The sequence below is a fragment of the Hydrogenophaga laconesensis genome, assembly GCF_031457235.1.
In the GTDB taxonomy this organism is placed as follows: Bacteria; Pseudomonadota; Gammaproteobacteria; order Burkholderiales; family Burkholderiaceae_C; genus Hydrogenophaga; species Hydrogenophaga laconesensis.
In genome coordinates, this window is the sequence record NZ_JAVDWE010000001.1 from 313505 (window position 1) to 326350 (window position 12846).

Here is a 12846-nt window from a genome sequence, read left to right on the forward strand (position 1 = left end):
TGTCCAGTTTTCCCCGCATGCATGGCCACGCGTGCGCGGCACAGTCACCTCCAGCACAACAGCGCGACGTCTCGCGCCAGGCAGACTGGAGATTTCGATGAGCGTTTCCCACCCCGCCCCGAAGGGCACGACGCCTCTCCAGGTGCTGGTGGTGTGTCCCCGTGGCGAGTACCTGGACACGGTTCGTGGACTCACCCGCCACTGGCTTTCGGGCGCCGAACTGCACTGGACGGCCGACCCCGCAGTGGCCCTGCAGCGCGCCCATCAGGCGGCTCCTGCCCTGGCCATCCTGGACGCCCGCATCGACCGCGCCTGTGGTCGTGCACTCAGCCGCGAGCTGACACTGGCCCGTGCCGACCTGGACGTGATGAGCTTCGACGATCGGGGGGTGTCCAGCGTGCGCAGCCGGCACAGCACCTGGCACTGGTCTGAACTGCCGCGTGCCATCAGCTGGTGGATGCAGCGCCACATGCAGGCAGCGACCCCGATCCGCTACCAGTGAACACAGGCCGCCGTACCGGGGCCCCTTTGACCGGAAGCGCTCAGCGGAACACGCCGACCGCCTCCACCAGCCGCTGGGTCTGCTGCTGCAGGCTCTGCGACGCCGCAGCGCCCTGCTCCACCAGCGCCGAATTCTGCTGCGTCACCTGATCCAGGTGGCCCACGGCCTGGCTCACCTGCTGGATGCCACCGCTCTGCTCGCGGGTGGCTGCGCTGATCTCGCTGATGAGGTCGGACACCTGTTTGACCTGGTGCACGATCTCGTCCATGGTCTTGCCCGCGTCGTCCACCAGGCGGGTGCCGGCTTCCACCTTGTCCACGCTGGCGCCGATGAGCTGCTTGATCTCCTTGGCCGCTTCGGCGCTGCGCTGCGCGAGGTTGCGCACCTCGCCCGCCACCACCGCGAAACCCCGGCCCTGCTCCCCGGCCCGGGCAGCTTCCACCGCCGCGTTCAGCGCGAGGATGTTGGTCTGGAAGGCAATCCCGTCGATCACGCCGATGATGTCGCTGATGCGGCGCGAGCTCTCCGTGATCTCGCCCATGGTGTGCACCACTTGCGACACGGCATGGCCGCCGCGCGAAGCCGCGTCGCTCGCCGTCCCCGAGAGCTGGTTCGCCTGACTCGAAGTCTCGGCGTTCTGGCGCACCGTCTGCGTCATCTGTTCCATCGAGGCCGCCGTCTGCTGCAGGCTCGAAGCCGCTTGCTCGGTGCGGTGGCTCAGGTCGTTGTTGCCCTGGGCGATCTCGGTCACCGCCGTCTGCACCGTCATCACCTGCTGGCTCACGTCATCGATGAGCCAGCGGAACATCAGGCCGAGCTGGCTGATGGTGCGCATCGTCATGCCGATCTCGTCCACGCGATCCATGTGCGCCACCTTCTGCGTGTCGCCCGTGGCCACGCGCAGCGCCTGTAGGCGCAGGTACTCCAGCGGGCCAGCCAGCTGCGATTCCAGGAACCAGCTCACCAGGCATACACCGACCGCGCTGAGGCCGGCGAACTGTGCCCATTCCAGACCTCGCAGGCCCAGCGCCCACGCACCACCCAACAGGCCGGCCAGCAGCACCGCCAGCGGCAGGCGGATGCGGCTGCGCACGCGCATCGTCTTGAACACCGTCGTCAACCCCATCAGGCCCGTGCGCAGCAGCAGGCCTTTGTGCAACTTCAGCCCCTTGGCGCGGCCCTCGCGCATGTCGGCATACAGGCGCTCGGCACCCGCGATTTCCTCGCGCGAGGCCTTGGTGCGCACCGACATGTAGCCCACCGTCTGGCCATTGCGGATCACCGGTGTGGCGTTGGCGCGCACCCAGTAGTGGTCGCCGTTCTTGCGGCGGTTCTTCACCAGCGCCGTCCAGGGCTCGCCGCCCTTCAGCGTGGCCCACATGTCGGCAAACGCTTCCTTCGGCATATCAGGGTGGCGCACCAGGTTGTGCGGCTGCTGCTGGATCTCGTCCAGCGTGAACCCGCTGACATCCACGAAGGCTGCGTTCGCGTACGTGATGTGGCTCCGGGTGTCGGTGGTCGACATCAGCGTGGCGTTGTCCGGAAACTCGTACTCACGCTGGGTGACAGGCTGGTTGACGCGCATGGCAATCCTTGTGGGAGATGGACGTTGGAACGTTGTCCCTTGTATCGACCCTCCCCCGCATGGCTTGTGCCGGGAAACCTTGCGAAATCACACGTCTCGCGACCAGTCGCATGCGATAAGCTCCCATTCATCGGCCATCGCGCCCCACCCTCATCCCCGCCGCAGGAGACCCCATGAGCTCGACCCCCTTGCGCACCGTCATGGTGTTCAGCACCGAAGACCAGGCCTGGATCCGCCGCACCCCCGTCACCGTGCCTGCCTTCTGGGAAGGCCACGCCACGCCGCCCGCCAAGGGCGACCTCGTTCGCCTGGGTGGCCGCCAGTTCCTCATTCGCGGTCGGGTGTGGGAGCACGATGGACAGGGCCCTGTGCTGAAGCTGTACGTGGGGGACGCGCAGGCGCTGAGCGATACGACTTTCGGCTGAAATCGACGCGGCCACGGGTATCGCCGGGATCGCGCGCCTTTCTCGCCACCGGTCGGCCCTAGAATCGAGGGCTTTCCACATTCCCCCGCTCCCACGCCCAAGATGCATGCGAATCCTGTACGTTGAAGACAACCCGGAGTTGCGTGAAATCGTCAGCATGTTGTTGGAAGGGGACGGTCGTACGGTCACCGCCTGCGCCACCGCGGAAGACGCCCTGGCCCATGACGCCCAGGAGCCGTTCGACCTCGTCATGTCCGATGCGGGCCTGCCTGGCATTTCGGGCACGGAGCTCGCCCGCACGCTGCTGGCCGCCAACCCACGACGCTGGATCGTGCTGTGCTCGGGTTACGAACTGGGTCGCTACCCGCTGGACTGGGGACCGCACGTGCGCACCCTCCTCAAGCCTTTCGAGCCCGAGGACCTGGAGCGGCTGCTGGACAGCATCGACACCGAGATGCGTGCCTCTGGCGGGTCAGCGCGCCCTACAGGGCCCTGACCTCTTTCGCCTGGGCCACGCGCGGCAGGTGCACGCGAAAGCAGGTCGACCCCCCCAGGGAGCTCACCTCGATGCGGCCACCGTGCAGGTCGACGATCTTGTGCGCGATATACAGACCCAGTCCCAGGCCCTGATGACGGCCCGGCGGCCGCTCCCTGCCCCGAAACGGCGTGAACAGATGCGGCAGCAGATCCGCGGGAATGGTGCCGCCGTTGGTGACCGTCAGCACCAGGGAGCAAGATGCGGTGCCGTCGGCCGTCACCCGCACCGGCTGCGCCGGGTCGCCATGGAGAACGGCGTTACCCACCAGGTTGGACAGCACCTGGCAGATGCGCTCGCCGTCCCAGACGCCCGCAAGATCGCCGGTGAAGCCAGGCTCCAGCACGCGCCCTGGAAAGCCCAGTTGCACTTCGTCCAGCGTGCGGTGCACCAGCCCGTCCATGCGCGCGGAAGCCGGGTGCAGCACCATGCCGCCGGCCTGGCGGATGCGGGTGACGTCGAGCAGGTCCTCCACCATGCCTGCCATGCGCCGGGTGCTGCGCATCAGCCGATCGGCGACCAGGGCAACCTTGTCGGGATCCGGGTGACGCTTGATGACCTCGATGGCCGCCATGATGGACATCAGTGGCGTGCGCAGGTCGTGACTCAGCACGCCCATGAACATCTCGTTGACCCTGAGCGCTTCCGAACGCTCCTCCAGCTCCTGCGCGAGCCGCTGCTTGCGGCGATGCAACTCGAAGAAGACATTCGTCTTGCTCTGCAGCACGTGGGGATCGATGGGCTTGTACAGAAAATCCACCGCACCGCTTTCGTAGCCACGGAATTGCCAGTCTCTTTCACCGGACCCCGCCGTCAGGAAAATCAGGGGAATGTGCTGTGTGCGTTCGCTCCCGCGCATGAGTTCGGCGAGTTCGAAGCCGTTCATCTCGGGCATCTGGACGTCCAGCAGCGCAAGCGCGATGTCACTGTGAATCAGCAGCAGCTCGAGCGCTTCCCGGCCCGAGTGCGCCATGAGGAGTTCGACATCGTCACGCTGGAGCAGCGCTTCCAGGGCCGTCAGGTTCTGCGGGATGTCATCGACAAGAAGGCATTTGATTCGGCTGGTTTCTGGCATTTCTGGCGCGGATTTCTTTGCTTTTCATGGGAACGAGGGTCGGGTCACAGGCGGCCCTGCCGGTGCAGCCCGGCTATCAGCGCGGCGATGCCCTTCGGGGGCAGCACATGGTCTGCATCGACGCGCGCCATCCCGGCCAGCGGCATGGTGGACACCGGGGCACTGGAAGGTTCCTGCACGATGACCAGCCCGTTGGCCGCACGGACGGCCTGAAGGCCGCGCGCACCGTCCTCATTGCCGCCTGACAGCAGGACGGCCACGAGCTCATCACCGTAGAGATCGGCGGCGGACTCGAACAGGACGTCGATGGAAGGCCTGGAGTAATGGACCGGCGCGTCCACCGACAGCGCGACACGCGGCCCCTGATCCAGCAACAAGTGGTAGTCGGGCGGTGCGAAGTAAACGGTACCGGGCGATATCGGGTCCTTGTCCTGCGCCTCCCGCAGCGGCAACGCACAGGTGGGCCTGAAGATTTCCAGCAGGCGGCTGCGCGGATCGCGAGGCATGTGCATCACGATCAGCACGGCCGCGCGCAGGGTGGGAGGCAGCTCCGGCAGCAACGCCATCAGGGCCTCAATGCCGCCCGACGACCCGCCGACCACGATGGCTGCGTAGCGGTCCTGGGTCACAGGCCTGCCTTCTTGCGATAGATGCGGTCCTCGAGGACAAAGTCATCGAAAGCATCTGACTGGTCGGAGAAACGCAGCGACTCCTTGGCGCCCAGGCCCAGGAAGCCCCGGTGGCACAGAGCGTCGCGAAACAGGCCCAGCGCGCGGTTCTGCAGGTCGCGCTCGAAGTAGATCAGCACGTTGCGGCACGACACGAAGTGCACCTCGGCGAACACGTTGTCAGTGGCCAGGCTGTGGTCCGAAAACACGATGTGTTCGCGCAGCGTCTTGTCCAGCACCACGCGCCCGTAGCGCGCCGTGTAGTAGTCGGACAGCGAGCCTTTCGCGCCGGAACGCGCGTGGTTCTCGGTGAACGCGGCCACGCGCGTCATGTCGAACACCCCGGATTCTGCCGCCCGCAAGGCCTGCGGGTTGATGTCCGTCGCATAGATCAGCGTGCGATCGAGCAGGCCCTCCTCCTGGAGCAGGATGGCCAGCGAATAGACCTCCTCCCCCGCACTGCATCCCGCCACCCAGATCTTGAGGGAGGGGTAGGTGCGCAGCAGCGGCACCACCTCCTCGCGCAGCGAGCGGAAGTAGCTGGGGTCGCGGAACATGTCGCTCACCTGGACGGTGAGGTACTCCAGCAAGGCGGGGAACACACTGGCATCGTGCAGCACGCGGTCCTGCAGCTGTGACAGGGTCTCGCAACCGAAATGGCCCAGCGCCGTGCCCAGGCGGCGCTTCAGGGAGGCCTGGGCGTAGCCGCGGAAGTCGTAGTGATACCGGTGGTAGATGGCATCGATCAGCAGGCGCTGCTCGATGTCGGCGGTGCGGGCTTTGCGATGGGGCATGGCGCGCCTCGGGCGTTACTTCGGCATCCAGACACGAACCAGGGACAGCAGCTTCTCCACATCCAGCGGCTTGGCGATGTAGTCATTGGCGCCCGCCGCGAGGCACTTCTCCTGGTCGTCCTTCATGGCCTTGGCCGTCAGGGCGATGATGGGCAGGCGGCGCCACGCCGGGCGGACGCGGATCTCCCGCATCGCGGTGTAACCGTCCATCTCCGGCATCATGATGTCCATCAGCACGAGGTCGATCGCCGGGTCGCCGGTGGCTTCGGCACGGTCGAGCGCTTCGAGCGCCTCGCGCCCGTTGCGCGCAATCTGCAGCTTGATACCGGTGGATTCCAGGATGCTGGTGAGGGCGAACACGTTGCGCACGTCGTCCTCCACGATCAATACCGTGCGGCCTTCCAGCGTGCTGTCGCGGCTGCGCGCGGCCTCCAGCATCCTCCGATGCTCCGGTGACAGCTCGGACTCGACCTGGTGCAGGAACAGGGTGACTTCATCGAGCAGGCGCTCGGGCGAGCGGGCGTCCTTGACGATGATGGACTTCGAGAAGCGGCGCAGCTGCTGCTCTTCGTCGCGCGACAGCGCGCGCCCGGTGTAGACGATGACGGGCGGAAACGCGATATCGTCCTGCGCGGTCATCTTCTCCAGCAGTTCGAAGCCGGTGAGATCGGGCAGGTTCAGGTCCATCACCATGCAGTCGAAGGTGGCGCGGCGCAGATGATCCAGCGCCTCGTTCGCCGTGCCTGCGCAGACGACCTCCACATCGTCCCGGCTCAGCAAGGCGTGCACGCTCTCGCGCTGGCGCTCGTCGTCCTCCACCACCAGCACACGCCGCAAGTCCTGGGTGAATTTGGCCTCGAGGGTCTGGAGGGCCTGCGCCAGCGCATCGAGCTTGATCGGCTTGAGTGCGTAGCCGACCGCGCCCCGCCCCAGGGCCTCCTGGGAGTAATCCGCCACCGAAACGATGTGCACCGGAATGTGGCGGGTGGCGGGATTGCGCTTGAGCTGGTCCAGCACCCCCAGGCCCGAGAAGTCGGGCAGGTTCACGTCCAGCACGATGGCGCTGGGCAGCAGTCGGGCCGCCATGGCCAGGCCGTCGGCGGCGTTGTGCGCCAGGTGGCATTCGAAGTCCATGTCCCGCGCCAGATCGCACATGATCTGCGCGAAGCGTTCATCGTCCTCGATCACCAGGATGCTGCGCACGTGGGCACGGGGTTGATCCGTCGCCGGGGCAGGCGCGGGCGCGCTGTCGGGGGTGCCGGCCGGCGATGCCAGGGGCCGCGACAAAGTGGTGGAAACGGGTGCGGCGGGACGGGCGACCTGCTCCGCCGCCGCCATGCTCAAGGGCAGTGTCAGCGTGAACACGCTGCCCTCTCCCGGCGTGCTCTGCACCGCGATCTCGCCACCCAGCAGATGGGCCAGATCGCGGGAGATGGACAGCCCGAGCCCGGTGCCACCGTACTTGCGGTGGGTGCTGCCGTCGGCCTGGCGGAACGCTTCGAAGATCAGGGCCTGCTGGTGAAGCGGAATGCCGATGCCCGTGTCCTTGATCGCGAAGGACAGCGTGTCGCCGGGGTTGCGCGACACGTGCAAGGCCACCTCGCCCTTCTCGGTGAACTTGATCGCGTTGGACAGCAGGTTCTTGAGCACCTGGCCCAGGCGCAGCGGGTCGGTCTCCAGCGTGGGCGGCACGTCGGGCGCGATGGTGGCGCTCAGGGCCAGACCTTTGTCCCGGGTCAGAGGGCGCAGGGGCTCCACCAGGTTGTGCACGGTCCTGGCAATGGGGACCGTCTCCACCTCGACATGGGTCTGTCCCGCTTCGATCTTGGAAAGATCCAGGATGTCGTTGATCAGGGCCAGCAAATCGTGGCCCGCCGCAGAGATGGTTTTCGCGTACTTGACCTGTTCCGCATTCAGGTTGCCCTGCTTGTTGTCGGACAGCAGCTTGGCCAGGATGAGGGTGGAGTTGAGCGGCGTGCGCAGTTCATGGCTCATGTTGGCCAGGAACTCGCTCTTGTACTGACTGGCCAGCTCCAGCTCGCGCGCCTTGCCGGTCAGCGCGTCCTGCGCCTTCAGCAGTTGCTCCCGCTGGTACTCCAGCTGTTGCGTCTGCTCTTCCAGGTGGACATTGGTCTGCTCCAGCTCGGTCTGCTGCACCTCCATCTGCGCCTGGGACGCCTGCAGCACGCGGCTCTGCTGCTCCAGCTCCTCGTTGTTCACGCGCAGCTCTTCCTGCTGGGTCTGCAGTTCCTCCGCCTGGCGCCGGGTTTCCTCCAGCAGCACCTCGAGCCGCTGGCGGTCGATGCCCAGCCGCACCGCCACGGCCAGCATGGCCGACGCACGCTCCAGCAGGTTCCGCTCGGCCTCGCGGACCGGACGGAGAAAGCCGAACTCGATCACGGCCAGCAGTTCGCCGTTCTCGATGGCGGGCGCGACCAGCAGCTCTGCCGGCCGCGATGAACCGGTGCCGGACGACACCTGGAGGTGCGTGGCGGGCACATCCTTGACGTGCAGCAACCGGCGCGCCGCAGCGGCCTGGCCGACCAGGCCTTCACCGGCCGCAAACTGTTCCTGCAGGCGCTCGCGCGGCAGCGCGTAACCCCCGAACAGGCGCAGGCAGTCTTGGCCGGCCTGCACCGCGTAGCCGGCCCCCACCGTGGCCCCCATGTAATCGCCCAACTGCCCCAGCGCGCGCTGCCCCAGTTCATCGATGCGGTGTTCACCCTGGAGCTTGAGGCCCAGCTCGGCCAGGCCGGCGGCCACCCATGTCTGTTCCGCCCGCTCCCGCAGTCCGCGCACCGCCAGCCAGCCCGTGAGACAGATCAACACGAACAACACCGCCGAACCGATGCCCGAGTACCAGTTGGAGACAGCGGCCGCGTCGACCCAGGCCTCGCGGCGCGTTTCGAACAGCCGATCCTTGCGCGACATCAGATTGCCCGAGACCTCACGGATCTCGTCCATGATGTTCTTGCCCGTGTCGTTGCGCACCCGGGCCAACGCGGCGTCCTCGCTGCCCGTCCTGTACAGCTCGATGGTCTGCCCCAGCTCTTCCAGTTTCTGCCGGACGAGTTGCTCCATGCGGGACGCCAGCTCCCGGTCCTGCGGCGCATCGCCGACGACGGCCTTGAGTTCGGCGAGACGCCGATCCAGCGCGCTGGTGGCCGACTGGTAGGGCTGCAGATAGCTCGGGTCACCGGTCAGCAGAAAGCCTCGTTGCCCGGTCTCCGCGTCCTTGACCGCCGTCACCACATCGTTGAGCGCCCGGATGGCCTGCGACGTGGCCTGCATTTCCCCCACGGCCACACTGCGCGCCTGAGAGGACCGGTAGTTCACGAATGTGATGATGAACGTGGCGAGCACGGCCACAAAAAACCCTGCCAGGATGGGCAGGGGCACACTGAATTGCCGGGCAGCGGAGCTGCTGTTGTGTCGGGGCATGCGGCGCGTCCATGGGGTAAAGGGCAAATCCATTATCCAGCAGAGCGCTCGCGCGCCCTGGCACCATGGCCGCCGCCCTACCCCGCGCTCACATCACAACACCTGACAAGCCTGCTCGAAGCTCAGCCGTGCGTTCCGGTCGAACACCTTCCCATCCCCATAGCCGAGGTTGATCAGGAAGTTCGCGCGCCAGCGGCCGTCGGGGAAGAACTCGGCGTTCACCTTGGCCAGGTCCACGCCGCTCATGGGGCCACAGTCCAGGCCGAGCGCACGGGCTGCGATGATGAAGTACGCACCACCGAGCGTGCTGTTGCGGGTGGCGGTGGCCTCCCTCAGGGCGGGGTTGCTCTCGAAGTTTTCCATGGCGCCTTCGCGGTGCCACACCTGCGGCATGAATTCGTGGAAGCGGTTGTCCGCGCACACGATCACAGTGATGGGCGCCGCACGGGTCTTGTCCAGGTTGCCGGGCGAGAGCGCGGGCAGCAGGCGCGCGCGCGCCTCGGGCGTCTTCAGGAACACGTAGCGCGCGGGCTGGGTGTTCATCGAAGTGGGGCCCATGCGGGCGATGTCATAGACCTGTTTCAGCAGGTCGTCTGGCACGGGCTTGTCGAGGAAGCCGTTGGCGGTGCGCGCCTTGAGGAAGATCTGGTCGAGGGCTTGCGCGTCGAGGGTCATGATGTTGGGCGGATTGAAAAAAAGGAAACAAAAGAAGCGGCCTCATCCAGAAACACCGCGGAACCGGCCTTGCCGGCCCGCTGTGGTTGCCCCCTGGGGGGTGCGCGAATCGGGGCGAGGGGTCAGTCCAGGCTGATGTTCGCGGCCCGGATGAGGCCTGTCCAGCGCTGCACATCCCGTGCCAGCATGGTCTTGGTGTCGGCCACGCTGATTTTCATGGGAGATCCTCCTGCCTTGCGGAAGGTTTCCTGCAACTCTGGCGTGGCGACGATTTTCGCCAGTTCGGTGCGCAGGCGGGCCAGTGCCTCGGGTGGCGTCTTGCTCGGGGCGAAGTAGCCGAACCACGATTCCAGCTCCAGCTTCACGGTGCCGGATTCGTTGATGGTCTGCACCGTGGGCTGCATGGGGTTGCGCTCGGCGCTGGAGACCGCGATGGCCTTGACCTTGCCAGTGTCCACATGGGCGCGCGTGGTGGGTGTGAGGTCGAAGAACAGGTCCACGCGGTCGCCCAGCAGGTCGGCGTAGGCGGGCTGCGCGCCACGGTAGGGCACGTGCACGATGTCCACACCGGCCAGACTCCAGAGCGCGGCGGCCAGCACATGCTGGCCCGAGCCGTTGCCGGCCGAGGCGTAGGTGAGCTTGCCGGGGTTGGCCTTGGCATAGGCCACGAGGCCGGCCAGATCGCTGAAAGGCAGGCTGTTGCGGCCGAGCAGCGTGTAGCTGTAGCTCACGGCCAGGGCCACGGGTTCGAAGTCCTTGAGGCTGTCGTACGAAAGGTTCTTGTACAGGCCCATGTTGAGGACCATGTTCGACACCGAGCCGGTGAGCAGCGTGTAGCCATCGGGTGTGGACTTGGCGGCGGCGTCGGTGCCCACCAGGGTGCCGGAGCCGGTGCGGTTCTCCACCACCACAGGCTGGCCCAGGGCGGGGGCCAGGCGGTCGGCGAGCGCGCGGCCCACGAAATCGAAGCCACCACCCGGGGGCTGCGGCACGATCACGCGCAGCGGGCGGCTCGGGTAGGCGGCCTGCGCCCAGGCCTGGGGAGCCATGGTGGCCAGGGCTGCGGCAGGCACGGCGGCGAGCAGTTGGCGGCGCGAGAGCGAAGCCGCCCCCCCGCACGTCGGATCGAGTGCGTTCATGTCGTTGTCTCCAGTTGTTGTGCGGCGCGGTGGAAAGCGGCCCGCGCCCGCCGCGTGAAATCAGGCCGGGTTCACTTCGCGCTCCAGCTCGCCGCCGGCGAGCCAGCGCGCGCCACGGCGGTAGAGCTCGTCCACCACCGGGCCCTTGAGCATGGGCATGTCCATCTTCACCGTGTAGCCGATGCGCGTCTGGATGTAGGCGAGGTGGCGGTAGCCCTCGGGCATCTGTGCCAGGGCTTTCTGGTCGAGTGCGAGCACGGCGGTGGAGTCGATCGGGTCGATGCGGTCTTTCTCGTAGATAGGCTGGCGGTGCAGCAGCTTCCACTCGCCGTTCTCGCGCACCACGAAGTCGTAGAAGCGGCCGGTGCAGACCACATCGCACATCACGGGGCCATCGGCGCCATCGACCATGCCACGCTGCGAGATGGTCATCTTGGTCTGGGCGATGGCGCGGTCGCCAGCCACTTCCACCGCCGAGCCGCCCAGAAAGTGCAGGATGCTCACGCCCTTGGCCCAGCCTTCCTGCGTGACGCGGATGAAGTCTGCGAACGGGCCCTGGAACCAGGTGGCCATCATCACGCCCCTGGGGTGCCACACGGTGGCGAAGCGCTCCCAGTCGCCGGCGTCGCGCCAGACGGCCCAGCGCTCCACCATCTGGCGGATCAGCAGTTCGTCCTTCAGTTGTTGATCGGTCATGTTGTTGTCTCCTCGGGGTGGTTGCAATGCGTCAAAGGGTTTCAAAATCGACCTGGTAGCGCGCGATGCGCACGCCCTCCAGTTCGTGGCGCACACGGATGTGCGCGGGGTGATGGGCGTAATCGGCGAGCGATTCGCGAGAATCGAACTCGGTGTAGAGCACGGCGTCGCAGGCGTAGTCGACCCCGCTTTCGTCCAGGCCGATCTCCAGCCGCAGCAGGCCCGGGATCTGTTCGCGCAGGCCTTCGAACGCACGCTTGACGCGCTGCGCATTGGCCGCGCGGTCCTGCGCGGTGGCGCCCTGCACGTTCCACATCACGATGTGCTTGATCATGCGGCCGCCACATGGGTGGCGGGCGGGCGTGCCCGGTTGAGCACGAAGTCGAAGTCCAGCGTGTAGGTGCCATCGGGGTGCTGCACCCAGTCGGCCACGAGCGACTGGCGCACACCGAACACGGCGTCGGAGTCGAGGTACGGCCCGCCATCGCGGAACACGTGGGTCACCAGGGTTTCGTAGCCCGGCGCCTGGATCATGAAGTGCAGGTGCGCGGGGCGCCACGGGTGGCGGCCGGTGGCGCGCAGCATGTCGCCCACGGGGCCGTCATCGGGGATGGGGTACGGCTCGGCCACCACGCTCTGGAAGTGGAACCGGCCGTCATCACCACTGCGCAGCACACCCCGGCCCTGGGCCTCGGGCAGATCGGTGCGCTGCACGTCGTACTTGCCGTCGGCATCGGCCTGCCACACGTCGATCAGTGCGCCGGCCACAGGCTCTCCTTCGATGCCGCGCACGCTCCCGCTCACGCGGCAGGGCACACCCGAAGCGCCGTTGGCCACGTCCGCACCATGCTCGTAGTGCGGCGCGCCTTCCACATGGAACGGGCCGAACACGGTGGCCTCGGTGCAGCCCGCGGGCTTGTCGTTGTTCTGCGCGACGGTCAGCATGGACAGGCCCAGCGTGTCCGACAGCAGGATGAATTCCTGCCGCTGGTCCGTGCACATGTGGCCGGTGGCGGTGAGGAAGTCGATGCCCGCCTTCCACTCGGCTTCGGTCAGCTTCACCTCGCGCGCAAAGGCGTGCAGGTGCTGCACCAGGCTGGTCATGATCTGCTTGAGGCGCGGGTCTGGCGTGTTGGCCATGCGCGCGAGCACGGCCTGGGTGATGTTGTACTGGTCGAGGTTTCTCAACGACGCTCTCCTGGGGTGTCTCCTGCCTGCGGCTTGCAGTGCCGTCACAATGTAGAGCGTTGGGGAGACCGGAGAAAGGCCTGAGACAAAAATGACTTTTCCGTCAGGCGCAACAAAGAGGAG

General features: G+C 66.8%; 13 protein-coding genes. 3 read left to right on the forward strand and 10 right to left on the reverse strand.

The window, feature by feature from the left end:
* Positions 1-97: 97 nt before the first annotated feature.
* Positions 98-502, forward strand: a complete 405-nt coding sequence (locus tag J2X09_RS01455) for a hypothetical protein (RefSeq protein WP_204731574.1) — start codon at positions 98-100, stop codon at positions 500-502.
* A gap of 40 nt (positions 503-542) precedes the next feature.
* Here the strand turns inward: J2X09_RS01455 and J2X09_RS01460 are convergent, their stop codons facing one another.
* Complete coding sequence (locus tag J2X09_RS01460) at positions 543-2087, reverse strand: methyl-accepting chemotaxis protein (RefSeq protein WP_204731575.1); 1545 nt, start codon at positions 2085-2087, stop codon at positions 543-545.
* A 173-nt stretch (positions 2088-2260) separates the two neighbouring features.
* Between J2X09_RS01460 and J2X09_RS01465 the strand changes: the two genes are divergently transcribed.
* Together J2X09_RS01465 and J2X09_RS01470 are read left to right on the forward strand one after the other, a co-directional pair.
* Positions 2261-2512: a hypothetical protein gene (locus J2X09_RS01465; protein ID WP_204731576.1), complete on the forward strand. Its 252-nt coding sequence runs from the start codon at positions 2261-2263 to the stop codon at positions 2510-2512.
* A gap of 106 nt (positions 2513-2618) precedes the next feature.
* A complete protein-coding gene (locus J2X09_RS01470) occupies positions 2619-3008 on the forward strand; it encodes a response regulator (protein WP_204731577.1) in 390 nt (129 codons plus the stop codon).
* Here J2X09_RS01470 and J2X09_RS01475 read toward each other — a convergent pair.
* From J2X09_RS01475 to J2X09_RS01515, 9 genes are all read right to left on the reverse strand, one after another.
* Positions 2995-4122 carry a hybrid sensor histidine kinase/response regulator gene (locus tag J2X09_RS01475; RefSeq protein ID WP_204731578.1) on the reverse strand — a complete coding sequence of 376 codons (1128 nt, stop codon included), beginning with the start codon at positions 4120-4122 and terminating at the stop codon, positions 2995-2997. The genes J2X09_RS01470 and J2X09_RS01475 overlap by 14 nt on opposite strands.
* Before the next feature lie 44 nt (positions 4123-4166).
* A complete protein-coding gene (locus tag J2X09_RS01480) occupies positions 4167-4751 on the reverse strand; it encodes a chemotaxis protein CheB (protein WP_310307135.1) in 585 nt (194 codons plus the stop codon).
* Positions 4748-5584, reverse strand: a complete 837-nt coding sequence (locus tag J2X09_RS01485) for a CheR family methyltransferase (protein ID WP_204731579.1) — start codon at positions 5582-5584, stop codon at positions 4748-4750. The genes J2X09_RS01480 and J2X09_RS01485 overlap by 4 nt, the downstream gene beginning before the upstream one ends.
* 15 nt (positions 5585-5599) lie before the next feature.
* Positions 5600-9025, reverse strand: a complete 3426-nt coding sequence (locus J2X09_RS01490; protein WP_204731580.1) for a response regulator — start codon at positions 9023-9025, stop codon at positions 5600-5602.
* A gap of 93 nt (positions 9026-9118) precedes the next feature.
* Entirely contained in the window at positions 9119-9703 is a 585-nt protein-coding gene (locus J2X09_RS01495) for a malonic semialdehyde reductase (protein ID WP_204731935.1), read from the reverse strand.
* A 119-nt stretch (positions 9704-9822) separates the two neighbouring features.
* Positions 9823-10839 carry a Bug family tripartite tricarboxylate transporter substrate binding protein gene (locus J2X09_RS01500; protein WP_204731581.1) on the reverse strand — a complete coding sequence of 339 codons (1017 nt, stop codon included), beginning with the start codon at positions 10837-10839 and terminating at the stop codon, positions 9823-9825.
* A gap of 60 nt (positions 10840-10899) precedes the next feature.
* Entirely contained in the window at positions 10900-11535 is a 636-nt protein-coding gene (locus tag J2X09_RS01505) for a nuclear transport factor 2 family protein (RefSeq protein WP_204731582.1), read from the reverse strand.
* A 31-nt stretch (positions 11536-11566) separates the two neighbouring features.
* Positions 11567-11869, reverse strand: a complete 303-nt coding sequence (locus tag J2X09_RS01510) for a Dabb family protein (RefSeq protein ID WP_204731583.1) — start codon at positions 11867-11869, stop codon at positions 11567-11569.
* Positions 11866-12723, reverse strand: a complete 858-nt coding sequence (locus J2X09_RS01515) for an intradiol ring-cleavage dioxygenase (RefSeq protein ID WP_204731584.1) — start codon at positions 12721-12723, stop codon at positions 11866-11868. The genes J2X09_RS01510 and J2X09_RS01515 overlap by 4 nt, the downstream gene beginning before the upstream one ends.
* Between the last annotated feature and the right edge of the window lie 123 nt (positions 12724-12846).

Bases quoted from the DNA above. Each gene is read 5' to 3' on its own strand.
- J2X09_RS01465 (WP_204731576.1), top strand. From the start codon at position 2,261: ATGAGCTCGACCCCCTTGCGCACCGTCATGGTGTTCAGCACCGAAGAC.
- J2X09_RS01455 (WP_204731574.1), top strand. From the start codon at position 98: ATGAGCGTTTCCCACCCCGCCCCGAAGGGCACGACGCCTCTCCAGGTG.
- J2X09_RS01490 (WP_204731580.1), bottom strand. From the start codon at position 9,025: ATGCCCCGACACAACAGCAGCTCCGCTGCCCGGCAATTCAGTGTGCCC.
- J2X09_RS01460 (WP_204731575.1), bottom strand. From the start codon at position 2,087: ATGCGCGTCAACCAGCCTGTCACCCAGCGTGAGTACGAGTTTCCGGAC.
- J2X09_RS01500 (WP_204731581.1), bottom strand. From the start codon at position 10,839: ATGAACGCACTCGATCCGACGTGCGGGGGGGCGGCTTCGCTCTCGCGC.
- J2X09_RS01475 (WP_204731578.1), bottom strand. From the start codon at position 4,122: ATGCCAGAAACCAGCCGAATCAAATGCCTTCTTGTCGATGACATCCCG.
- J2X09_RS01485 (WP_204731579.1), bottom strand. From the start codon at position 5,584: ATGCCCCATCGCAAAGCCCGCACCGCCGACATCGAGCAGCGCCTGCTG.
- J2X09_RS01505 (WP_204731582.1), bottom strand. From the start codon at position 11,535: ATGACCGATCAACAACTGAAGGACGAACTGCTGATCCGCCAGATGGTG.
- J2X09_RS01470 (WP_204731577.1), top strand. From the start codon at position 2,619: ATGCGAATCCTGTACGTTGAAGACAACCCGGAGTTGCGTGAAATCGTC.
- J2X09_RS01510 (WP_204731583.1), bottom strand. From the start codon at position 11,869: ATGATCAAGCACATCGTGATGTGGAACGTGCAGGGCGCCACCGCGCAG.